9 protein-coding genes are annotated in these 26,343 nt (G+C 45.5%); 6 read left to right on the forward strand and 3 right to left on the reverse strand.

From position 1 onward, the window contains the following. The first annotated feature begins 184 nt into the window (after positions 1 to 184). From H6570_09080 to H6570_09100, 5 genes are all read left to right on the forward strand, one after another. Positions 185 to 12,058 carry a T9SS type A sorting domain-containing protein gene (locus H6570_09080; protein MCB9319423.1) on the forward strand — a complete coding sequence of 3,958 codons (11,874 nt, stop codon included), beginning with the start codon at positions 185 to 187 and terminating at the stop codon, positions 12,056 to 12,058. A 259-nt stretch (positions 12,059 to 12,317) separates the two neighbouring features. Next, a complete protein-coding gene (locus tag H6570_09085) occupies positions 12,318 to 14,660 on the forward strand; it encodes a PQQ-binding-like beta-propeller repeat protein (protein ID MCB9319424.1) in 2,343 nt (780 codons plus the stop codon). A gap of 404 nt (positions 14,661 to 15,064) precedes the next feature. Then, the gene (locus H6570_09090; protein ID MCB9319425.1) at positions 15,065 to 15,625 is read left to right on the forward strand and encodes a hypothetical protein; all 561 of its coding nucleotides are present in this window, start codon (positions 15,065 to 15,067) and stop codon (positions 15,623 to 15,625) included. 139 nt (positions 15,626 to 15,764) lie between these two features. Next, the gene (locus tag H6570_09095) at positions 15,765 to 18,602 is read left to right on the forward strand and encodes a response regulator (GenBank protein ID MCB9319426.1); all 2,838 of its coding nucleotides are present in this window, start codon (positions 15,765 to 15,767) and stop codon (positions 18,600 to 18,602) included. A gap of 830 nt (positions 18,603 to 19,432) precedes the next feature. Further along, complete coding sequence (locus H6570_09100) at positions 19,433 to 19,843, forward strand: hypothetical protein (protein MCB9319427.1); 411 nt, start codon at positions 19,433 to 19,435, stop codon at positions 19,841 to 19,843. A 156-nt stretch (positions 19,844 to 19,999) separates the two neighbouring features. Here the strand turns inward: H6570_09100 and H6570_09105 are convergent, their stop codons facing one another. The 3 genes from H6570_09105 to H6570_09115 all read right to left on the reverse strand — a co-directional run bounded on the left by H6570_09105 (position 20,000) and on the right by H6570_09115 (position 24,810). Continuing rightward, a complete protein-coding gene (locus H6570_09105) occupies positions 20,000 to 21,742 on the reverse strand; it encodes a SusF/SusE family outer membrane protein (protein MCB9319428.1) in 1,743 nt (580 codons plus the stop codon). A gap of 252 nt (positions 21,743 to 21,994) precedes the next feature. Continuing rightward, positions 21,995 to 24,388 (reverse strand): hypothetical protein, encoded by a 2,394-nt coding sequence (locus tag H6570_09110; GenBank protein MCB9319429.1) that lies wholly within the window; start codon positions 24,386 to 24,388, stop codon positions 21,995 to 21,997. Positions 24,389 to 24,615: 227 nt separating this feature from the next. Beyond that, the gene (locus H6570_09115; GenBank protein MCB9319430.1) at positions 24,616 to 24,810 is read right to left on the reverse strand and encodes a hypothetical protein; all 195 of its coding nucleotides are present in this window, start codon (positions 24,808 to 24,810) and stop codon (positions 24,616 to 24,618) included. A gap of 230 nt (positions 24,811 to 25,040) precedes the next feature. On the opposite strand from H6570_09115, the gene H6570_09120 reads away from it, so the two are divergent. Then, positions 25,041 to 26,339 carry an aspartate aminotransferase family protein gene (locus H6570_09120; GenBank protein ID MCB9319431.1) on the forward strand — a complete coding sequence of 433 codons (1,299 nt, stop codon included), beginning with the start codon at positions 25,041 to 25,043 and terminating at the stop codon, positions 26,337 to 26,339. The last annotated feature ends 4 nt before the right edge of the window (positions 26,340 to 26,343 follow it).

Genomic DNA, 26,343 nt, shown 5'->3' on the forward strand with positions numbered 1-26,343 from the left:
CAAACCAGCCCAATCACTTCCAAGGATGCTGGCATCCGGTCGTATCAACATTTAATTTGTCGGGACAATAATATCCCTAATTCGGCATGTTTTGCCCGAGCTTTGGTCAATGAACAATGTGTTTTGTTCACATTAAAGCTAGCTTGTTGCGTATCCTTTCAGATTCCATTTTAAACGCTTGAAGATGAGATTGATCTATTTTTATACACCTCTACTCCTTTTCCTGATACTACTTCCAGGACAACTTTTTACCCAAACCCTGTCTGCGACGGTGGATTCGTCCGACGCGCATATAGACCTCAACTGGATGATCCCCGTGGATCCCTGCTTGCTGGACTACGGTTTGCAATATGATGAATTAGCTATCCAGATTAAAGCCGATGATGGCAGAGGCCTGATTGAGGAGGTCAAGTACACGGATTTAAGTGGTTTCTATGGTCCCCCACAACCCAGCTTTGAGGTAATCATGGCAGGTGAAAACGATAACCAGAAATTGAGATACAGCTTTGCGGATGACTCGGTGATCCAAAAAATCAATAATTATACCCTGGAATTCTGGATCAATCTTGACGCCTCATCTGCCAATCTGATAGAGGATGTAACGGGCAATGGGTACATCCAACTTGAGCAACAGGGTGATCAGTACGTGGTCAAAATTAAAAAGAGTCAGGATAACCAGCCATTCATTTCAAGCCCCCTCCCGATCAAAAAAGGCAAGTGGCAGCACCTTGCATTCACGGGGAATGGTCTCAATCAAACGCAAATTTACCTGAACGGAGACTTCAAAGCTACTGTGGACGTAAAAATTCCGTTGACATCCTTTGCGGCGATACCAATTACCTCCCGGTTTTTCTTTGCAGAATTCCGGGTTTGGGACCGGCTTCGAACCAAAGAAGAAATTAAAGCCAACTATCTCAACATCGATAACAATCAGGCAAACCTGATCATCCGGTTGCAGGCAACTCCGAACGTCGATCAGAAATTTGAGGATAACAATGGAGTGTTGACTACCACCCTTCTTATCAAGGATCAAGCTTCCAGTTACGATGGAAAAACTCAAACTTTTCAACTGGCTGTGGTCAATCAAAACGCCCTAACCATCGTAGTCCCGTACATCCCTACCCCGGATTACAAACCGATTATTGGCAAATTCAGAGACCGGGTTGGTCCAAATAAACTAGTTGGTTACACCCTTGAATTAGAGCTTAAAGGTGGTAATGATATAGATGGAGATGCTGCTTGTGGCAAATTGGAAACGGTTGGTAAAACCCTTGTTTATCAAAAACCGGACCTGCTATCGGTATCGACAAACGAAATTGAAAGGATAGACATCGGATGGCGAAATAATTCGGATTGGATCACACGATATCTGGTGCGAAGGACGAATGCCCAACAAGTCAAAGTGGATCTTCCGGTGGATTTGTCGTCTCTCAATCGGGGGATTCTGTATGCATACGCAGATGCATTTAAATATGGCAGCCCGACAAGCATCAAAAATGGAGCTAAGTATACCTATGCATTGGTTGGAATTGGACCCGATAATGCGGAATTCGTAACTCAGATAGGAACTTCCGGAAGCACCATTCCCATCAATCTTCAGGCCTCCGACATCTCCTCCTTGTTGAAAGATCGGGTCAACCTGACCTGGAACAACCTGAGTGCTTATGCCGATAAATTGGAAATCCTTCGCAAAGGAGAGGTGATATTCCAATTGGCCTCAGACCAAACGAATTATGCTGATTTGGATCCCGAATTCGGAGTAGCAATCGAATATGAATTAAAACTGTTTCGTGCAGGAAAAGCCATAGTTTCCGATTATGATCAGGGAGGTGTTCCGCCCAATGGTCGCATCAGTGGCAAAGTACTTACCCGGTCCGGGGAATTCCCGGTCAAGGGCATCGTGTTGGAATTGACTTCAAAAACCTCTGGTAACAAACTTACGGCCACGACCAATAACCATGGAACCTTTTTGTTTGATGATCTGGCATATGGTATTGTCGACACCTTTACCCTCCGGGCATTACCGCAAAGTTTGCACGATTATTCACCGAATGGGATAAATATCAGTATCTCCAAGGTGAATCCAATTGCTGAAAATATCATTTTGTTTGATGCTTATAATTACAATCCTGGATTTACTCAAATTGATGTTACATCCTTTACCAGCACCTCCCAGGCAGCGCAAGACCAGGTAGCTTTGAATTGGAAAGTCACATCCAATGCCGCCAACACCATCATTGAAGTCTTGCGCGATGCAACGCTTATCTTCCAGGATGCATCCGGTAACAAGCTCAACGGCTCATTTATCGATCAAACCGGTGCGCCGGGCAAACAATACGATTACATCATTAAGGCTTATCAGATCAACGGATCCCAATTGAGTAATCAGCAAAAGAAAATAAAGGAACTTTATCCGGAAGTTGCTGCAGTGCCGGTATTTACGGCCACATTGAATGCAGGGCTGGGGCTCGTTGAATTGGAATGGATGCACACCTCCGATAACAATTCAGGTTACCGGATTTACCGGAACAATGCCTTAATCGCTGAGCTTCCTGCAAGTACCAATAACTATACTGATTTATATCCTGTGCCTGGTGCGGTCACCGAGTATTCGATTACTTCTTTCCGCACTGTAGAGGATTTAACAACCGAATCTGAAGCGACTAATTCGGTAATGGGCGTATTCACCTGCCCCCACTTGCCTGCACCAAAAAATGTAAATGCTCTTGCCGATAACCGGACCCCTGCCATAAAGATCACGTGGGAAAAAGCGGCGGTTGACAACTACAATTTCACCGGCTACCAGATTGCCCGCATTCAGAATGGAACAAGTACGATACTGGCAACCATTCTTAAAGACCGCTTGCTTGAATGGACGGACTATCAGGGTGATCAAAATACGTCTTATCAATATGAAGTCAGGTCGTTTCTTCAAAGCCCGGTCCAGACATTAAAATCAGATCCTGTCACAACGAACACGGTTGTGTTCCCCGTTTTACCTGCTCCAACCAATGTATTCCCAAAAACCAGTACGCAGAAGGAATCTACAGGACAAAAGACAGCGCTGGTTACGCTCAACGTCGATTGGGCGTACGACACCAAAGTGATTAACTTTGATGGATTTATCCTCTATGGAAGTGGTGGAAAAGGATTGGATACCATTGCTGCAACCGCCCGTACTACTATATTTTATGCCAATTATGCTGCGGAAATTGCCCAGGCCAATACGCAGATTAAGCTCAGTGCATATCGTCTGGTGAATGGTAAATTTTTCGAATCCGAGCGTGCAGGAGCCAGCCAACAATCTTCTGATGAGACGATGGTTTCCAATGCGCCCATTGAAAAAGCTTCGAATTTTACCGCATCCAATGACCTGCGAACGCACGTTAAATTATGCTGGCAAAATGAAAATCTGGCCGACCAGGTCATTACCCGTGATGGTATCGTCCTGGATACAGTGAATAATGATGTAGAAAGCTATTACGACTATACGGCGATGCCGGGTAAGATTTACACCTATACCCTTACCGGGAACCTGAACGGCCAGAAGTCATTCAGTTTGGTGGCAAAGGGAAGTTTGCTTAGTGTCAAGAAAGTGTCTGGAATGGTCTATAATGAACAAACAGGAATGGGTGTTCATAAAGCGTTAATTACCATGTCAATTACACCCGGAGGACCGGGGATCAGAGAAGCATTTACCGATTCAACCGGTTATTACGAGATCACCGGACTGCCCCAGATCATAGGACAGGAAATAACTTTAACGGCCGCGCATCCTAACGCCCAATTAACGATACCCGTAAAAAGATTTCAGATCGGTCTTCAGGATGATTATGAGGTTGACTTTGGGGATGCTGGTGTGATACCTGCATCCTTTGATTCAATTGCCGCAATTACCTCATTTATTGCAACACCTGATCCGGTAAACCGTCACCTTATCCTGCATTGGAATACCAGTAGTGACCGGTACGATGGCATTGAATTATTGCGGGGAACTGATGTGCTGGCCTTTATACCGAAACAGACGGAACGTGTTTTCCTGGATTCTTTAGTAGGATCAGGGGTCAAATATGGCTATCTGATCAGGACCTACCAGAACAGCAGCCGGGGAAGACTGGTCTCGGCCTATGTACGTACCGATGCACTGGTACCGAATCTGTTGCCGGCAACCAACCTATCGGCAACGCCGGATACCCGCACCAACCGGGTGGTCGTTCAATGGAGTCACAAATATGATAACCATACGTACTATCAGGTGCTGCGAAACGACGAACCGGTTGCCCAGGTCCCGGTTGGCGGTGCATTGATATTTACAGATCGGGACGGATCACCTGGGGAAACCTACCGGTACACGGTGATCGCTGTCGAAGAATTGACGGGGTTGACAGGAAATACGTTACTGCAATTTTCACAACCTGCAGACATCGAGGTGGTTTATCCATTGGTGGCCCAGGTGCAAAATCTTACCCTGGCCGTAGCTGCTTCAGCCAACCCAGTTAACCTGGAAACCTATAGCAACCCTCCCCTGACTGATAATAATTATACACTAAACTTTGTACAGGTCAACTGGAATTATCCGGATACGAGTTCTGCAGTGGATGGCTTTAACATTTACCGAAATGGACTGTTGGTTGGGATGGTAAATAAAACCGAGCGAACATTTGCTGATTTCTCCGGAATACCCAACAACCCATCCGAATATGAAGTCTCAGCGCGAATCAAGACTTCTATCGGACTCCTGATTGAATCCAACCGGCGTAAGTCAAACATCAATTTCCCCAAAATTGCACAACCTTTTGACCTCTTCATCCAACGGATCGTCAACGACGGCACGGTACAACTCAGTTTCAGTTATCCCGTATATCAGGATCAGATCCATGAAGTGGATAAATTTTATATCTATCGTAATACGACTCCTTCTTTGACGCCAGCACAGATCATCGATACCATCTACATACAACAGGAAAACGCCGGTGCATTTGTCTTTGAAGACCGCAGTGGTGTCCCTGGTACCGAGTATTATTACGGTATACAGGCAGAAGCCGTCAAAAATGCAGTGCAATACACTTCTGCCATCACCTCTCCTACCCGATCCGTTGTCTATCCCGACATCGCCCCACCCATCAATCTGGTTGGCAACAACCATGTCGCTTTCAACATCATTGAATTTACTTGGGATTATGCCAATGAAAATTCAATAGATCGTTTTGAACTGGATCCGGGTAATGGAGAACCAATAGTACAAATAGAAAAAAACCTGCGTAAGCACCGGTATAAGGTCGTTAACCCCATGCCCGCTGTCGGTCATACATTTACACTGTCAGCGGTGAAACGCATCCAAGGTATCGTATACAAGGGAAGTGTCAGTATCCATGCACAGTCTGGAAGTGAAGTATTGGAACAAGCCGTAGCAGGCAGTGGAGTAGCTGATGAGCTAGGTTGGGATATCAAAATGACGGATAACTGGCTGGTAGTCAGTGCACCTCTTGAAAATGGTGCCGGAGCCGTGCATATTTATAAATACAATTTACCCGCTTTCTCCTTTGAGGAATTCGAAGTGATACGAGGTTCTGAGGCGGGTGAGCGGTTCGGTCATTCTGTTGATCTATCCGGAAATTTCCTGGTTGTTGGGGCTCCTCAATACCAGCTTGCCCAGGGTCGAATCGCCATTTATGAATTCAGGGATGGTTCCTGGCTGACCGATCCACCTTTCGTTTATCAATCAAATTATGACAGTTTGGAACTGGGATTTGATGTCTCCATCAGCGATGACCTGGTAGTGGCGAGTATGGCCAATTATCCAAATCGTCCGGATAATCCAACTTCCCGACCTGCTGATTTTAATTACTATACCGCCAGGCATGTTAACGGAACCTGGCAACAAATCAAGCTCAATCACAACAATCCATTTAAATACGCTTGGCACTATGAGGGCGCCGGGAGTGGTGACTCCAGATATCGTGCACAGAACTGGGGAATACCTGGTACCGGAATGACGCGATATTCCAATGAACCCCCGTTTTCTTATTATGCGCAAGATCCATTGCCGGTAACCGCCTTCCGGGAAGGCCAGTCAATTGTTTTACATAAAGGAAGATTGGTTACTACCAGGGTAGCGGGAAATCCCTTGGATGGGTTCTTCAAGTTGCAAATAAACGCGTTTACACTAAATGGTAACACTTGGACAACCGAAACACTTCCTGAAGAAATTCATAATAATGTGGTTCCTTATGTGGGTGAAATTAATCTAGGTCTTTTAAAATTGAAGGATAATGGATTGGTCACCTACCCGGAACAATTGACCGATTTGACAAATAATTATGATCTAACTGTCATCAATCAAAAGGAAGGGACGAGCGAATTAGCAAGGGCTACAGATATTGCTGAAGGATACGGTTCCTATTATAGCAGTACTTTTTCACCTAGTGGCAGGTATGGAATGTACACGTCCATGTCATTTCCAGAAAACCGCGCTCAATTATTGTCCGCACCGAATCCTAACAATGTGTTATTCAATAATTATGCGGGTACTCAAGTCGGTTTTTTTAATAGCTATGCGGATTTTCCATCTAAATTATTTGATTTCCCATCCTCTGATTGTGGAACATCACTGACGAATTTTCAACCTTGTGGCCCAAGCTTCTATTCTTACTATACCCCACCGATAGATACCATAACGTACATTGAATCCGTACCAGGCATCCCCCCTTTCGAACGCACGATTTCCATTCTGGATACGACAGGTTTTGGCAAAGCAATTGCAGTGAATGAAACACATCTGGCCATTGGAGCACCTGGCAGGTCCTTCCCCTTCCAACCTGGATCGGTTGCCTCCCGTTATCCTTATAATAATCCTGTTCCTATCCCGGGAAATGGTGTGGGTGCATTAACCCTGGTGCGATTCCAGGGCAATGAGGGCTATTTTGCCAGTGTAACCGCTACCGATGGAACCAAAGACAATACCGAAATATCCTGGTCGCTGGATGACAGCAAAAATCCTGGAAGCGATTATAAGTTCAAAATATACCGCGATGAGGAATTGATCGGGGAAGTGGCTAAAAATGTACGCAGTTTTAACGAAAGCCAGTCCATCGCCGATAAATCGGCAATCCCAGGCAAACGATATACGTACACGGTTGTATTAATCCAAAATTACGCACGTAAACAAGATGGCGTATTAGTGGATATCCCCCTGGAGCCAGCATCTGACGAAGGATATTCCAGAGCCATCGGCAGAATCTCTGGCAGTGTCCTGGTAAAAGCGGACGCTTCGATCGGCGTGCCCGGGGTTACGATCACTGCTACAAGCATCCTATCCGATCAGTTCGTCCAAAAGTCCGTGGTTACCAATGCAGAAGGCAAATTCTTCCTGGAAGATCTGTTGTTTGAGGAAGATGGCAACCAGTATGTTCTGACTGCTTCGTATAAGAACCATCAATTTGATCCTGTCAAACCCGTTCTGTTATCCATTCAGGAACCCAATAAAACGAATGTACTTCTGTTCGACAACACCAGTTTTGTGGTGAAAGGAACAGTATCCGCTAAAGGGTCTGCGTGTGGCCTGGAGGATCAGGTCGTTCGCTATTATCAACTGGTCAATGGACAGGAAATGTTAAAGGATTCTGCCCGTACCGATGAGAAAGGTTATTATTCATTGATAGTCAATCCGGATGTTCCACAACTGGAAAGAATCAGAATTTCGATCGCAGATGTGCAGACCAAAGCAGTTGGTCATGATTCTACTATGTTTGGTTTGGTCCGGCATCAATACAGGACATCCCATACGGACAATCCCAAGGCCGTCATCAAAAAAAATCCGGCAGGAATCGAAATAACCAACTTCACTAATTTACAGTTAATCAGCCAAGTGGACTTCAAAGATGAATTGGAATATTCCATTCCGATCACTGTCCAAAACGGCTGTGGCAACCGGGTGGACAATACCCTGTTCAAAGTTCGAATTTTCACGTTGGATCTTTGTGTGGATACTACGATTGTAACCCGGATAAACGGAAAAACGGAAATCAATTTAACGCCTAAAGATTACCAGATCGTCGTAACCGGGATTGCAGACGCAACCCCATCCCAGCTCGGAGTTAAGGCCCTGGATTATCTGAAAGTAAGACCCTTTTATCTGAAATTAGCACAATTGCACCAGGAAGCAGCCTTGAATGAGCCGGTGATCCCCTCGGTGGAATTTACGTACCATACCAGGGCAGATATCGTTTTCAACAGCAGTGCATTTTCGAACTATTTTTGTGGTGAAACGACTCAGCCGGCAATCACCGCTCAGGGGCAAAGCTACCGGATGAACTTCAGTGTGGTTGAAAATCACGACAACAACACCTGCGATGTAAAAGAAGGCTACCTGGTGATCCGAAATTCTGGCGCCCTGAATGCCGGCCCCATCCGTCTGGATTTTCAAAACGGCTTTCCGGTTTATGAGTTTACGGCTGCCGGACCGAACCTCATCAGTCCCTATATCTGGACAATCAATGTTCAGTATTTCTCAAAACTGAATAGTCTTCTCGCAGAACGTGCCATTCCGATGATCGTGGAAGGATCAACGGCCTTACCTGGTGCCGGGTTGAATATTAAATTGGACAAGAAAGATGGAGAAATTCAATTACCCTTGTTTATTCTGCGGGATCCTCCAGGTGATGGTAGTTTTGCCTCTATTGAAAAAGGTAGTGTGATCAATTCACAATTGTCCTTCAATAGTGGAAGCTCCGCATCCGGTGGATTTTTCGCTGATATCGCGTTGGCCTTTGCAACCATTGGATTTTTCACCGAGCAAAACATTCAATATGGTACCAATAGCGCCACCACCGGAACGTTTGGCTTAAACATTGAAACAACGGAAACCATTTCCACTTCAGACGATGCGGACTTTACCGGCAGAGCAGCTGATGTAATTGTGGGACTAGGGCTAGCTTCATCTTATGGGGTCATTCAGGGTGTCCGGGTGGTTAAATGTGACAGCATTCAATTGTATACCGATCTGGGCTTTAGTGCCGATGGCGTTTCGACAGAATGGAACTATACAGTGGGATTCATAGAACAATTGATCAAGCAATTGAAGCAGGACAGCCTGCTGTTACGTGAAGGAAGTCTCACGTATCGCTATCCGGACGGCACCTTATATCGTGAACAGGATGCAATCACGAAAGTAGGTAGTGAGATCGCCAGTTGGCAAAAGATCCTGGAATATCACGATATCAATACATTACCTCACTATATTTTATGTACGGACAACGCATACCGGGATCGACTTTCGGAAGCCAATAAAGCCCGTTACGACGCCTGGCGCAATGCTTTTTGCGGAGAAATCGGTGTCTATAAGGCAGACAAATTTGTACTCAATGACCGAATCATCTGGACGGATGACCTGATTAATAAATATCGAAACGTTACCGCCGTGTTGGAAACCTTCAAAGGAGCTGATATCGGTGCATTTGACAATGGAGACCTGGATTTCAGCATGGCTGAGTACCAGAAAGCAGAACGGGCATTGACCAGATTGTATGAAAATGCCACAGATACCTCCATCGTCAATCTTTCAATCAGCGGAGGATTGTCCCGTGAATTTAGTTATACCGCTGCCCGTGCAGCCTCAACCGATATTGAGTTTAATCGGTTTTATACCCTGGACGGTGCGGCAGGGCTATATACTGCAACCGATACAAAAGTGGGATTTGGATTGATCACCAGTATTGTGGAAGGTGAAGGCAAAGTAGGAGCCGCATTTTCATCAGAGGCGAATTTTCAAACCAACCAGGTTGAAGAAAATTCCAAATCGTCCAACATCACCGTAAGTCTCAAGGATGACGATCAGGATGACAACTTTTCGGTGACCATCATTCCCTCGCCGATGTCCAACCACACACCCTATTTTGCCCTGACCGGCGGCCAAAGCAGCTGCCCAACGGAAAAAGCGCTCTCCTCCCGGGATAATGGACCTTTGGCCATCGATAATTTCAGCATGGTGTTGATCGACCCGGAGACAGGGGCTACCGGCACATCATTGGCAAAAAACAACATCCCTGCCAATGGTTTTGTGCAGTTTAAACTGAAGATCAAAAACATTACCAATTTGAACCTGAACCGCATCGTGGACATATATGCCACCAATAACATCTACAATGCCCGAATTGAAGCGGCCAATACACAGCTGGGCGGAGATGGGAAAGTTCGCCTGGACATCACCGGATCAGAAGAAAAAGAGTTGTTTATTTCCATTGCCCGAAACGCACTAAGTAACTTCTATGAGTTTCCAAACATTCGTATTGGGTTGCAACCCTATTGTGATGGTGAAGACACGCGTTTTGAGCTGCAGTCAGCCGCTTTCGTAGATATTACCGTACGATTCCAGCAACCTTGCAGTCAGATCTCACTGGGTGCTCCTTTGAATCAGTTCGTGGTCAACCGCGTCAATACCCGGCAAGCCGATGATCGCGAGCACCTGGCATTTAAAATTTATGATCTGGAAGTCAACAATCCCAATCTGCGCAATGTAAAATTACAATACCGACTAATCGGAGCTGATGCTGATTGGGTTGAATTTACAGAAATTCCGGTTGCAGACATTAAAGCAGCCTATAGCACGTTTGCTTTGGATGATATTCCATTTTATTATTTTGACTGGGACATCACGGGTCAATACGATCGCTACCCGGACGGAACTTATCTGGTAAGAGCGGTATCAAATTGCGGTGCAACAGGTGGTCAGATCTACTCTGAAGAAATAACCGGTACCATCCGACGTAGCGCACTGATTCTGAAAGGTATTCCCGAACCGGCTGATCAGGTATGGGTCAATGGTGATGAAATATCTGTGAGCTACAGTCGCGATTTAAGCTGTGGACTTATCAGCACGCCAAGCTCTATAGTTAACAATTTCCAGTTGTTGGATCGCACTGCGGGTGATGTGCCGGTTGCCTTTGACTTGATCTGTAACAACGGCAAACTGATTCTGCAACCAAAAGAAGACCTCAGGGTTTATGATGGGCATACGCTGGTTGCCATTTATCGGAATGTCCCGGATGTTTCCGGAAATGTAGCTGAGGATATTGAATGGCCTTTCAAAGTCATCGCGCAACAAGCGGACTGGCAGGAACAGGAAATCGTGGTTCGCTTGTACCAGGGTGATCAGATAACCAAAAAAGCACTCATTTACAATACGACCGGAAACCAGGTTACCGGTTTAAATCTGACACGGGCGGATGCCAGTTCCAGTGCCTGGTTAACAATGGACCCGATGAATAATTTGGTGATTCCGGCTGCAGGTCAGACAATCAACTTCTCCATCGATGGCAACCGGGCTCCCGGAGATTATACCGACGACATCGCCATCACAGGTATGGCAGGCAGAATCCCGGTGATCAAGGTTAAAGCAACCATTTTACCTCCGCCGCCTGCCACCGAGAACATTGTAAAGAGAGAAAATGAGATGGAGTTGGTAGCCAACTGGCGTTTTGAAGACTTTAACCTGACCAGTGTGGATTCGTTGGATCAAATTCAGGTACTCATTGATGGTCAGGTGCGAGGCTTGGCGAATATTAAAGCTGTAGGTCCGTTCTATGCGGCAATCATCAAAATTCAGGGTAATGCCAGCGATGCCGGTAAAACGTTGCAATTCAGGGTATGGCATGGCAATGCCTTGACCCTCTATGAAGGAGTTGCCTTATCCGGTTTAATCCAATTCAGCAATGGCACCAAAGTCGGTTCCCTGGATGCCCCGGAACTGATCATTGTAAAGGATGCAATCGTGGTTAGTATTAATGAGGTCAGACAGGATAATGTATTTAAACTTTCCAGCTATCCGAATCCTTTTGCCGAAGCCACGAACATCCGGTTTGAGCTCGATCAACCAAAGGATGCACTGATTCAGATTTTTAATGTTATGGGTCAGATGGTATATGAGGAAAAAGGATATTATGCCAGTGGGGAACATCAGATACGATTTAATTCAACGGCTGGAATGGCCGGAGGCATGTATTATGTTCTGATGCAGTCAGACGGACAAATTGCGACGCATCGTATGATTCTGATCCGATAACCGGATAAATACATTTGAAAGAACAGAATGATGAACAAGTGACATAGCTTGTTCATCATTTTTGTTTAAAGTCCAGAACTATTTAATTCGTAAAATTAAAATCCGGGAATCATCCGGTGTATAAACTTAAAAAAAGGAAAGATGCTTCCAATTCTATCAATAAACGGATCTAAAAATTAGTATTTTGATGAAGACCAAATTAACCGGCTACTTCAGATGACTTTTCATTAGATCAATCTTTTAACGTAATTCTGTGTTTTTGAAATACCTCCACCTGTTTATCCTTATTGCATTCATTTCATCGTGTGCTTCTTCAGATGATGACAAGCCCCAGACTGGATTGCAGGATGCAAATGCAGGAATATTTTCTCAAATCCAGGTTCAGAACGGGCAGCAGTTATTTAATCTGCATTGTGTTGCGTGCCATGGCAATGATCTGCGAGGAACAGAAGGTGGCACGGCTCTGATGGGCGACCACTTCCTGGAGAAATGGAAGGACAGTACAGTGGCCCAATTGTATACGCTGACCCAAAAAACCATGCCCAAGGCTAATCCGGGCTTACTGGATGATCCATCCTATGCCTCATTAATCGCATTTATACTTAGTGCCAATGGATTTCCGTCGGGTGATGCCAAGCTGCCTGATGAAGCTGAACCCCTGAGTCACTTCAAACTTGGCATACCTCCGTCAGCGACCCGTGTCAGTCTTCAATTTAAACCGAAAGCCCTGGACAGTGGAAAGCATTCCGTGGAAGCGGAATGGCTCCAGCACCGGGGTGAATACGCGAGCACCAATTATTCGCCCCTGGATCAGATCAACCGGGACAATGTGAAAAGTCTAAAAATCCTCTGGCGCTGGAAGTCGGATAATTTTGGCCCGGGTCCGGAATACTATTTTAAAGTCACTCCATTGATGGTCAATGGAATTTTATACACCACCGCAGGTACCAGCCGCAGTGTGGTTGCCATTGATGCTGAAACCGGCGAAACCTTGTGGGTATTTCATTTGGATGAAAGGGAGCGACAGCCTTATGTGCCCCGGCAAAATTCCGGCCGTGGTGTCGCTTACTGGGCAAGTCCGGAAGGCCATGACCGGATTCTGTATATTTCTCCTGCCTATCAGTTGGTTGCACTCGATGCGAAATCAGGGCGACCCATCCAACCATTTGGTAAAGATGGTGTGGTAGATCTCAAGAAAGCGCTGGGGCCACACGTAGACCAGAACACGCCCATCGGATCAACATCTCCACCGATCATCGTCAATGATGTTGTGGTTCTCGGGTCGACCTTTCCGGTTGGATTGGCCCCTGAATCGAAAAAACAGGCTCGCGGTGATATTATGGGCTTTGATGTAAGGACAGGTAAAAAATTATGGACCTTTCATTCCATTCCCCAGAAGGGTGAGCCGGGTGTGGAAACCTGGGAAAACAATAGCTGGGAATATACCGGCAATGCCGGAGCCTGGGCACCCTTATCCGCCGACCCGGAACTGGGCTATGTCTATTTGCCCATGGAAGCGGCAACCGGCGATTTTTATGGAGGCCATCGTCCCGGAGATAACCTTTATTCCAGTTCTCTGGTCTGTCTGAATGCAAAAACAGGTGCATTGGTTTGGCATTATCAGATCGTGCATCATGATATCTGGGATTATGATCTGCCGGCACCACCGGTCCTGGCAGACCTCACCGTGGGAGGGAAGCCGGTCAAAGCGGTCATCCAGGTGACGAAGCAGGCTTTTGTTTTTGCATTTGAACGCACGAATGGCCGGCCCATCTGGCCTATTGAGGAAAAACCGGTTCCACAATCAACAGTCTCAGGGGAACGAACTTCTCCGACTCAACCATTTCCTTCCAAGCCTGCACCATTTGATGTCCAGGGTTATTCCGAGGATATCCTCGTTGATTTTACCCCGGAGATCAAAGAGCAAGCGAAAGCAATTGCGGCAAAATATGATAAGGGGCCAATATACAATCCGGTTGCACTCTACCATCCCCCGGATCAACTGGGAACTTTGGTCATTCCGGATGCAGTAGGCGGCGCCAACTGGCAGGGAGCCGTTCTGGACTCGGAAACAGGGGTTTTATATGTTTCTTCCAGTACGGTCCTGCGACCGATGAGTCTGGAACGTGGAGATGAAAGGACGGATATGGATTACATGGCATACCTGGGCAGTTCACGGATAGGCCCTTATGGTCTGCCATTGGTGAAGCCGCCCTACGGTCGTATCACAGCGATCGATATGAACAAAGGAGAGCATCTGTGGATGGTGGCCAATGCGGATTCGCCAGACTGGATTAAAAACAACCCGGCGCTGAAAGGATTGAATATTCCCCGTACAGGTACCCCGGACCGGGTTGGCTTGCTGGTAACCAAGACGCTCTTATTTGCCGGCGAGGGCTCGGGGCTTTATGTTTCTGATGGAGGAGGCGGGAACAAATTTCGCGCTCTGGATAAGGCTACCGGCGAGATTATCGCGGAGATTGAGTTACCAGCCAATCAATGCGGCATCCCGATGACCTACTCCATCAATGGCAGGCAATACATTGTGGTTGCAGTGGGTGCCGTGGGACATCCGGGTGAATTGGTGGCTTTAGGACTATAATTATTTTCATAAAAGGATTACACCTTTCTCATTTAATCCGGTCTATTTACCTGTTAATGATACAAGATGCATCTTACCAGATCTCCACTACCTATCTATATCCTGAACAGTTACGTTGATGTATAATTCTTTAGATCCCATTTAAATCCATTCTGTGTAAGTCACTACTACTTCTCGAGTGACGACATCAAATGGAACTATCAATCGGATATTTTGTGAATTGCTATTGAAAGTAAGCCATGCCACAATTATTCAAACCTGTGCGACACTAATGAAAATGGAACACAGGTATTGTCTTCAACTTTGAAGCGTCAAATTATTTCAACTTTCACAGTCTTCTAAAATTTGAATAACAAATGGACAATTCAATTCCACAGCTCCAAAAGAACATCTGGGTATTCTGTATGTTTTTTTCACCTTTACTTATTACCATTGCGCAGTTTTTTTGGCGAGATGGTATGCTGTCCGCGACCGCCGGCACCATTCAGGTGGTGGCCTTTGTACTTTGGATCATTGCTTTTCAGGGGATGTTTTATAGCATAAGAAATGAATTTCCTCAATACACAATTATAGGATTTATTGTGGCGGTATATGCTTGTGTAGCTGGAAACAATTTTGGGGTGGATGGCATTTATAGTGATGCGATGGGCCTGCAAAGTCTGGACGAATCCAAACAACTGATCGAACGGATAGGCTTCCCAGCCCTGATCTATCTTTACATTCCAGGGATCTTTTTCCCTCTCAGCCTTTTGATGATTGGTATCCAATTGATACGGGCTAGAAAAGTGAGCAAGGTAGCAGGCATGGTACTGGTTATCGGAGCAGTGTGCTTTCCTTTAAGTCGGATTCCCCGCGTGGATTGGATTGCCCATTTGGATAACCTGACATTGATTGCGGGACAAGTCCTGATTGCCAAACAACTTTTTCATCGGAAAACTTCCAAAACGAGTTGGTCAGCAGCATGAACGGAGTAGATAAAGTCTTCGTACTCCTTTCTGCTGGCAATACGATTATGGCCCTTCATGAAGATAGCTGGACAACTATAATGGCCGGTTTTGAATAAAAAATACTTGATATCTTTAATCCATTGCTAAATCACTGGCTTTGCAACGCGTTTCATTCTTTTTTTTGACACTTTTTACCTTGCTTTCCTCTGGATATGCCAGCCCATCGGTAATCATTAGAAATGTACTGCGGATCTATCCTCTCGACTCCAACGGTGAATGGTTGGTTGACAGTAGTGCAAGCATGCAGCTGGATGATGTCAGGGCTAAAACATTTAACTCGGAAATAAACAGCATCAACCGTGTACCACCGCAAGGAGCTCTTTGGTTAAAGACAAATTTGATTGCTGAAGATCAAATTACCGATTGGCTCCTGCTCCTGAAAAATCCATCCCTGGAGTCATCATCCAACCGGTCCATTTATGCAGCTGAATTTTGCTACATGGATGCCTTTTTCATTCACCAGGATGGTAAGATTGAAAGTAAAAAGGATGGATACTTTGTACCTCGACGAGAGCGTGCTTATTACGACCAGCCTTTGGCAAATGCAGTTCCTTTTTCTGTTGAGAAAGAAGACACGTTAACCATTTATGTGCGTGTATTTAATCCCCTCGATGGAATAAAAACCATATCGTGGGAGCTCCGCCCACAGACCTTAGGGATACCAAAAGATAAAACAGGGCTTGCCAATCTCATGACGTTTTGCATGGGCGTCACTAGCATTTTAGGTTTATTATGTTTTTTCTTTTTTCTCGCCGACAAAGATTACGCAAATCTGTATTTCAGTATTTTTTGCTATCTGCTCATGTTTCACTATAGCATTATTCATACGGAATTACCTTTTGTAAAATGGTTTGTTCCGGAGCGACCATGGTTAGCAGAATATGCCTGGTATCTAATGACCAACCTTCTTTCTGTGTTTTTTGTTTTGTTTGTCAGGTCATTTGTCAATCTGAGGGAACACTCAAAACGGTGGGACCAGATAGCCATTTTTGTTCTCGCAAGTAGTTTGTTTTGTTTGACGCTTTCACTACTCAATCATGACCTCTCCTGGCAATTAAGTTTAGAGTGGTTAAATGGGCTGGTATTCGCATGCACACTTATTTTGGTGATCAGAATTGCTTTTTTACCTGGATACCTATCAAAAATTGTCGCCTTCGGTTCCATTTGGATGTTGGTATTTGGTATTCTGGGTATCCTCTCAAATATGGGCTATTTTGGAAAGTTTTTACCCTGGCCTATTGGTCAATTGGGAATGATGGTCATCTATACCTTTGGTTTAGCCTATAAATTACAACTCAACGAACGCTCTAAAGCAGAAGCGCATAAAGTCCTTGAGCTCGATGCCATAAAGAGCCGTTTCTTTGCTAATATTTCTCATGAATTCCGGACACCATTAACGTTGATTTTGGGGCCTTTGAAGAAAGCACAGGAACAAGTTCCTGCAAGTGAATTAGCTGAAATCGAAGAAAGCTCTAAAGTCGATATCAAGGTACCAGCTAAGCATATAGGCTTCATGCGACGTAATGCAGAACGGCTGCAACAACTAATCGATCAGTTGCTTGATTTGGCGAAGCTGGAAAATGGGAGTATGTCCCTCCAATTATCCAAAGGTGATGTGGTTCCTTTCTTGCGGGCACTCGTTTACAGTTTTGAAAGCCTGGCAGAGATGCGCCAGATACACTTTCAAACCGAATTTCCTGCGGGCGGTGCACTTCATTATTTTGACCGGGACAAATTGGAAAAGATCGTAACCAATTTGCTTTCGAATGCATTCAAATTTACGCCAACCCTGGGAAAGGTCTTCGTTCGTGCCCAACTGGAAAAAGGTCGGCTAAAAGTAACCATAGAGGACAGTGGTAACGGTATTCCACCGGAGGAACTGGAAAAAATATTTGAACGGTTTTACCAGGTGGAGGGTACCGAGGATCAAGGTACTGGCATTGGATTAGCTTTGGTAAAGGAACTTGTTCAGATACATCATGGACAGATTAGTGTCGAGAGCGCTCAAGGAAAAGGAACGATCTTTAAAATAAGTATTCCGGTGGATCAAAATTTCTATCGGAAAGAAGAAATTGATCAAGCCCAGCCATTTTCCTCAGCGATCATTCGTGACGCTAATCCTAATACACAAACCGAAACCGATTCGACGCTGTCTGCATCCCCGAAAAATCAAGGATTGCCCCTCATGTTGATTGTAGAAGACAATCCTGATTTACGTCGTTTTATTGCAGAGACATTGCAAAATGATTTTTCGATTGCAACAGCAGAAAATGGCCGATCCGGTCTTAATATGGCTTTAGAGCTTACCCCCGATATTGTTCTTAGCGACGTGATGATGCCTGAAATGGATGGATTTATTTTCTGTGAGACATTGAAAAAGAACGAACGGACCAGCCATATTCCGGTGATTCTTTTGACAGCCAAAGCCGGTCAAGAACACAAAATGGCTGGACTTGAAACTGGGGCTGATGTCTACATGACGAAACCATTTGATGAGGCTGAATTACGCATCCAAGCCCGTAACCTGGTGGATCAGCGTCAGCGATTGCGGAAACGATATGAAGCCCTGGGTGAGTTTCAACGAATGATCCATATGGGTCCTGCTTCGGTTGCAGTAACTTCAGCCGACCAGCGCTTCTTAGAGAAAGTATCTAAAGCCATTGAGAATAACATAGACAATGAATTTTTTTCAGTCGAGGACCTCGCAGGAATCGTCTTCTTTAGCCGTAGTCAATTACACCGCAAGCTGAAATCAATTACTGGGAAAAGCCCAAATGAACTCATCCGGGAATACCGCCTTACACGCGCAAAAGATCTCTTGGAACAAGGCCATGGTAATGTGACCGAGGTAGCCATGAGTGTTGGATACAGCAGCCTGTCCTATTTTTCGAGAAGCTTTAAAGATGCTTTTGGCGTGATGCCCAGTGAGTTGTAAGCTAGTTACGACGGATGTACAATCGCCAATTCACAAGACCAGGATGGATTAGGACTCCGGGTTTAATGTATCCTTTACCGAAAACTTAAGGACTCATGATTTTCGCAAACAGCATGATTCAATTACTATTTAGAAAAATCAGTAGGTGCTAATTCTTAAAAGATCACCTGGGCTTCAACCAGATAAGACGCCTCGGGGATGCGACCCTTACAGTCTTCATTCCAGTTGTTGTTTTATAAAATAAACAAAATACCGATGACCATCAGAACTATTTCCCCCATTGTGTAAATCAGGTATTTTTTCTCACCTGATACGTATCGAACAGCATCCTACAGCTGCGGCGAAATAGCATTGCCACTAATTAAAGGCACAATTGATCTACAATTTACTGAACCTATCAGTAACCGGAATGATGGCGAAAACAAATGGGTTATAGTGATTCCTATGAATTTTTATGCTAGGATATCAGTGTCAATATTGGTAAAATAGTCCTTATGATTCTTGGATCCTCTTGCGAGCAGCTATCCCCAGAACAATCAAACTGCACCCTACAGCTACCAGGGCACCGCTATCTTCTCTAAATACAGCTAACAGATTAAATAATGCACCTATAAAGATGAGTACGGAGTAGCTGTATTTTTTATTTGAATTAAACATACGTTTATTCATGGTCTGGGAATAGTTAAGTTGGTCTGGTAAGTTCGCAAAACCCAGAATACCTGACTTTTTTAATCGATACAATTACCCAAAAGTTCGATAAATAGCATTTCATGCCACGAAACTGATTATATTCATTGTGTTCAGATTCAAAGTTATTAAAACCGTTTGTTATGTCTCTCCTTTCCGATTTGATGGCAGCACCACAGAAGTCGACAGCTCCATCCAGGTATACTACATTTTGCGGCATCTTTTATATGGCAAATGGGCTACTTATTTTAGCTTGGCCTGGTGTCGTTCAAACCTTGTTTCGAGATGAAGCATTTGTCGGGAATGAGTCCATGCTTTTCCGGGTAATCGGTATGCTTCTGACGATCGTCGGTTGGTTCTATTTCTTTGGTGGCAGAGCCGGATCACGGTCATTCGTTGTATCCACAGTGATCGATCGGATCATCCTGGTTCCAGCGGTGCTTATACCGGTTGCTTTGGCTTGTGTATTTCCCCATGTTCTGCTTACATTCGGCATCCTGGATCCCATCCTGGGCTTCATTGGGTGGTACCTCCTGGCATCCGATAAATCATAATTCAACCGCTTAACTCCCCTACTGAATTATTTAAAATCAGTCATTTCATTTAATAATTTATTCCCAACCCGATGTAACGGATATCTTTCACCGTTTATTCAAATTAATTGCCAGAACAGGTTATTTGACTGAATAACTTTGAGCTAATCCACTCGTTTACCTGATCAGAATAACCTTTTTACTTATCGCATATTTTCCATTTGAAATATACATCAGATAATTGCCGGCTGGTAAATCGGAAACATCGAGCCTGGTTGTGCCGTCCACATGCAGGTTGAATGTTTTCACCCGGGCACCCAATGGATTAAATAGAGTGATCTGCACATCTTCGTTTAGTTCATCGGACGTGAGCGAAATATTAATTCCTTCCCTGGCCGGGTTTGGAGAAATACGGACCACCTCCGGATCCAACTTCAATTGATGTACTGCACTTGTGTTCGACTCAAACTTGTATTCACCCGTTTCAGTATTTAAAGTAACTCTGTAATTTCCCGCAGTTACCGGAACACTGCGGCCATTCCGGCTGCCAATTCCGGTCGGGAAACTAACATTGCCCCAGTAATTTGACCAGTCATCATCCGCCCGAAACTTGACTTCACCATCTTTAAGCTGTATCGAATTGATGTACCAGAAATAGTTGTCCAAAGAATCCCTGGTCATTTTCACATCCTCATCCCAGGTACCAATAGAGGTTGCTGTCCCAATGATTCCAACTGTACCAAAAACTTTCACCAAATCTAAATTATACTCCGCGGTCGTTGAATTGAAGGTAATATTGTACCTACCCGCAGGAACAGGAATTGGATCTAATTCGTGGGTGGCAATACCGGATGGAAAGCTTACCCCACCCCAAAAGAAAATCAGGTTCGTATCTGCATTAAATACTAAAAACCCATCGGATAAATCAATCCGTAATCTCCAAATGGATGCATCGTCCGGATCGCGTGTCATAGCTGTTATCATAGTGGAATCACCTGACGGCGTAGTAAATAAGATACTGATACCGCGGTAATGAATGATTTTCTCAAAGTTATATTCGAGTGTTTTAGTGTTGAAAGAGACCTCATATTCACCGGCAGACAGGACTTGAATGTCATAGCCGTCCCGGATAGCTATGCCGTTTGGAAATGAATTCCCACCCCAATTGAAAATCCAGTCATGATTACCTCTGAATTTTAGCTCGCCGACCTCTAGCATTACTCTGGCTGTCCACAAGTCTGCGTTTACCTCATCCTGTTTAAGATCGGTTTCAACATCCCAGACTCCCGCAGTAGCATCTCCAATGATGCCGATAGAATTAAATGAGTTATCCTTCTCAAAGAAGTATTCACCAGTCGATTTATTAAAATGAACCAGGTACTTCCCTTTTGGAACCGGAATAAAAGGCCCATTCGCAATACCAACTCCGGTTGGAAAATCCACATTGCCCCAGGTTAATACCCAGGCATCATTTGCCCGGAATATGACTTCACCATCGGTCAGTTGAATGGATAGACTGTATTGATTGGTATCGCTCGTTTCCTGGTACATATCCATGTCGTAATCAAAGCCACCAGGAGTGGCATAGCCATAAATACCAATGTCGGAGTATGGTACAAATGAATAATCACCAGTGTCAGAGTTGAAGGTGATGCGGTATTTTCCACCTTTCTTTATCGGGATATTCGGACCGTCCTGAGTACCCTTTCCGGACGGAAAACTTCCTGAACTCCAGTTGGCAACCCAGCTGTGGTTCATCCGGAAGGCGCAATCTCCAGGGGTCAATTTCAGGATGAGGGACCACCTGTTTGGATCATCCTGATCCGGGATCAAATCCGTATCTGTATTCCAGCCGCCAGGTGTGGCAGAGCCGATGATCCCGATCGAGTTGGTTTGGGAATAACCATCGATTACCAGCAAACTGAGAAAAATTAGCAGTGGTAGCCGAAATTTTAATTGGTTTAAGATTGCTACCATTTCGGATGCAAGTTTTCAGGGTTAAAACAAAATGGCAAGATCTGGAACAAGTTCATGAACCGGATAACTCACCACATTGATATCAAATTATCACTTGTTTATAAATATTACAACAAACAGGAATAATAACTCCGTTCAACTCTGGAATTGGCCGTTTATAGAACTTACTGTTATCGTTTAATTCTCTGGAAGTTTTCAACGCTTTAGAAAACCAAAGTTGGTCAGAAACTCGACAAACCGGCCATCGGCTTTTACATCTGCAATGAATTGAGGATCCTTAATTAAATTCGGATAAGTCCAGGGATTTGCACAGATGGATTCAAACCGGGAATACGATAAGGAGGTGTTTTTGGCTACTATTTCATAATAATAATAAACCTCGTCAGGGAGGATCAAATCGGCATCCTGTAAGATGACCGACCGTTCGACGGCAGCCGTCGGAAAAGTATTGTTCTCCAGTACCTCAACGACCGCTTGTTCCAGCAACTTTTTGGCATCCGTGGTATCTCCCATCAGATAATCCAGCTTCGGCAAGTAGGAATCGGGATTAAAGACACAGATAGAATTGCGATTTATTGGCCGTAGAACGATGTCTTTCACGTCGGTAAGAATTTTATAGGCCTCCTCATTTTCACCCTGATCCAACAACAACCTCGCCTCATTGAGATTGTCGTTGGCTACCATGGGACATACCCAATTGCCATGTTGCTGGGTATGCGTAGCATACCGGCCCTTCCAATTCTGGTGATAGGCGTCAAATTCATCATTGAACATGGCGACCACCATTTCCTTGTTCTGGATGGCGCGTTCGTCCCATGGATTCATAGCATTGGCTGTCTCGACGCTCTCTTTAAACTTAATGAATGAAGACATCTTGCCATCCTGCAGGAATTGATAATACTTGGATTCAACCAGATAGTGCTTTTCTTCCGGATAGATCTCGTACAGCCGCTCCAGCAAGGGAACCATTTTACCATATTCCCCCTTCATTTCGTAAGCCATGGTGAGGCCATAACTCATCAATCCCTGGTCCTGCGTCAACGCGAACGTCCGCTCCATCATGTCAATGCTCTTGTCCACCTCATTCAGGCTTATGTACACCCGGGACAGCAAACTCATCGAGATCACATCACTCGGGTTTTTTTCGATGGCTTTTTCAAATGCATTGAGCGCGGCAATCCGGTCGTTTTTCACATAGTAGTAGTAGCCTCCTTCTTCACTGAGCACCGACCAGTCATCGGGTGAAAGTTCTTTGGCCTTAGCCAGGGCATCTTCGGCTGCGGCTGCTGCTTTTTCAGTTTCTTCCTGCTTGTCTTCCGACCGGCGCAACACATCGTACCGTTCACTGTGTGCCCACACCAGCATCGACCAGGCTTTGGTGAATTTTGGGTCCATCTTCACCGCATTGTCCAATAATTCCACAACTTCTTCCAATTCGTCATAGGTCTTCCGGGGTTTGTTCAGGATAAACCGGGCCTTCAGGTAATCGTCGTAGGCAGAGAGAACGGTGGTTGGCGGCTTTTCCAGGTCTTTGCGTTGATCTTTTGTGAGGCTGGCTTGCAGTTTCTGGGCAATCTCGGTAGCGATGGACGACTGCAGGTCAAATACATTGATCAGTTCTCCATCGTATTCGTGTGACCACACCGCCTCATTGCTCTGAACATCGACCAGTTGGGCGGTAATCCTCACCTGATCCTCCCATCTGCGTACGGAGCCCTGGAGGATGTAGGAGGCATTAAGTCGCTTCCCTACCTCTTTCAAATCTCCTTCGAAGTCTTTGTACTCCATGACGGAGGATTTCGAAATGATTCTGAAATTGGGTATACCTGCCAGTTTGATCATTACGTCTTCATGGACGCCTTCGGTAAAAAAGATATCCGATGAATCCTGGCTTTGGTGGCTGAAAGGAAGAACGGCAATGGTATTTTCACGTTCTGAATGACTAAATAATGTACCGGATTTGAGCCAAAAAAATACCAGAACGAGAATCAGGACTACGGAAAAGGAAATTGCAATAGGATTTTTCAGCAGGCCGGATTTGGGCTTTGCCTGGGCAAATTTTCCGCGGATGGTTTCTTTCCTGGGAACGTCAAAGCCCTCATTGGCAATGGCAAAAACCTCCAGCGGTTCGCTGACATTTTTAAAATCGAACGGTCCCAGACTCCTCAATTCAAATTCAGACTTATTCTTGATCTGGTCCCTGACGTTCTTTGAAATGAGCACTCCACCGGGAACACCCATCGACTCGATACGGGAAGCTATATTCACTCCGTCGCCAAATACGTTATTTTCAGTGAAAACGACTTCACCCAGGTGAATACCTATCCGCACCGGGATTTGTGCTTCTTTAAAGGTTGTTTGCAGTTGCATGCCACAACGAACACCCTGGCTGGTGCTATCAAATGACAACAGGCAGGCATCTCCGAAATACTGCACGATCACGCCTTCAAAGGTGGGAACAGTACCTTGTAAAAGAGCTTTAAAGGCTTGTAAAAGCTGTAAAGCGCGAGGCTCGTCGTTTTGCATTAAGGCGGTGTACCCCACGATATCAGCAAACAGTATGGTACTAAGTTTTCTTGTTTCCTGCATTTCTTTAACACGATTCACTCCAACGGGGATCGCTAGCCAATTTCAATTCTCCCTGGCTGTGGTTCATAGCGACGACATGTACTCCGTAAAATGTTCCTCACCTCTAAAGGTACCTATTTGATCCTAATTCTCTGAGTGGGAGCCCGGGCATGTCACCGGTTAAGGATAGATTCGTCAATACCTCATCCGTTGGCGTACACCCTTAACAAATCATCCGTGCAACCTGATTATTTAAGAAGGATGGCCGGCTTTTCAAGTGAAATCATGCCATAGAAATAGTCGTTTCGTTTGGCATCGAATGTTTGAGAAAAAGCCGCCATATCGTCCTCTCCATAACTCCGCTTGGTAAAAGCGAATATAGCCAGCGCTTTTTGACCTTCATTAAGTTCTACCTGGCGGTAATGGTAAAGATTAAACTCCACAACTTTTTCCTCTCCGGACTGGCTGAGGAAAAACTCGAGAATGACTTCTTTTCCGTCAGGGCTGTCCTTGGCCTGGTAGCTGCAATACGAATCCGATTGCTTGCGCTGCTCCAGCTCTTCAATTTTCTGGTCAGCTCCATCAATTTGGATTTATTTGGATTTATTGATGGAATCAGGATTACGGTTAAAATAAAAATTGGAACTTGGTTTGGTTTCATAACACATCAGAAATGGATAACAACTCGATATTACACGACCGCAGGAAAATGACCGTACCCCATGGCGTCGGTGTTTTTAACCCGGCTACCGCGGTTTCGGCCCGAAATGCCATCGTAAGGGATGCCAACGGCAAGGAACTGATCGATTTTGCCGGCGGCATTGGCGTCCAGAATGCGGGACACTGTCCCCCGCCCGTGGTCGAGGCAATATGTAACCAGGCGCAAAAGTTGATCCATACTTGTTTCAATGTAGCCACCTACGACATCTATATGGAGCTGGCGGAGGAACTTATTACCTTATTTCCCCATGGAGAACACACCAAAGTGATGCTCACCACGACCGGGGCGGAGTCGGTGGAGAATGCCGTAAAAATTGCCCGTCAGTATACTGGCCGCAGTGCAGTGATAGCCTTTACCGATGGCTTCCATGGACGCAGCATGATGGCGATGACCCTGACCTCCAAGGTCTCCTACAAATTGGGCTGTGGACCCTTTGCTCCGGAGGTGTACCACCTGCCTTACCCTAATTATCACCGGTACCACGATGGTTTGGACCGGGACCAATTTGTTCAAAGGGAAACAGGACGCTTGCGGGAAAGCCTGATTAACCGGGTTGATCCCAACAATGTGGCAGCCGTGATCATTGAACTGGTTCAGGGCGAAGGCGGATTTGTGGTGGCGCCGGTTAAATACATCCAGGAATTACGGAGCATTTGCGACGAATTCGGCATCGTGCTCATCATTGACGAAGTTCAAACCGGTTTCGGCCGTACCAGTAAATGGGGGGCTTACCAGCACTATGGAATCACCCCTGATCTTTCGGTCTGGGCCAAGTCACTGGGTGCCGGCATGCCGATCGGATGCGTAGTGGGGCGCGCTGAGATCATGGATAGTGCGCTGCCCGGAACGATTGGAGGAACCTATCCCGGCAACCCGGTCTGTTCCGCGGCTGCGCTGGCCAACATCCGCTACATGAAGGAAATCGATATCAATGCCCAGGCCGATCGCGTCGGAGCCATCGTCAGGGAGCGCTTTGAAGACATGCAGACCAGAATCGGGGCCATCGGTGATGTGCGCGGGCTGGGTGCCATGCTGGCCTTTTCACTCGTAAAAAACAAAGAGCGGGTACCCGATGCCGCGCTGACAAAAAAATTGGTTCTCGCCTGTCTGGACCGGGGCCTGATCCTGATCAGTGCCGGTGTTTTTGGTAACGTCATCCGCATCTTGAGTCCACTGACCATTTCTGACGAGCTTCTCATCCAGGGGTTGGACATCATTGAAGAAGAGCTGGAACGATTGACCGATCCATGATTCC

The organism is Lewinellaceae bacterium, assembly GCA_020636135.1.
GTDB lineage: Bacteria > Bacteroidota > Bacteroidia > Chitinophagales > Saprospiraceae > JAGQXC01.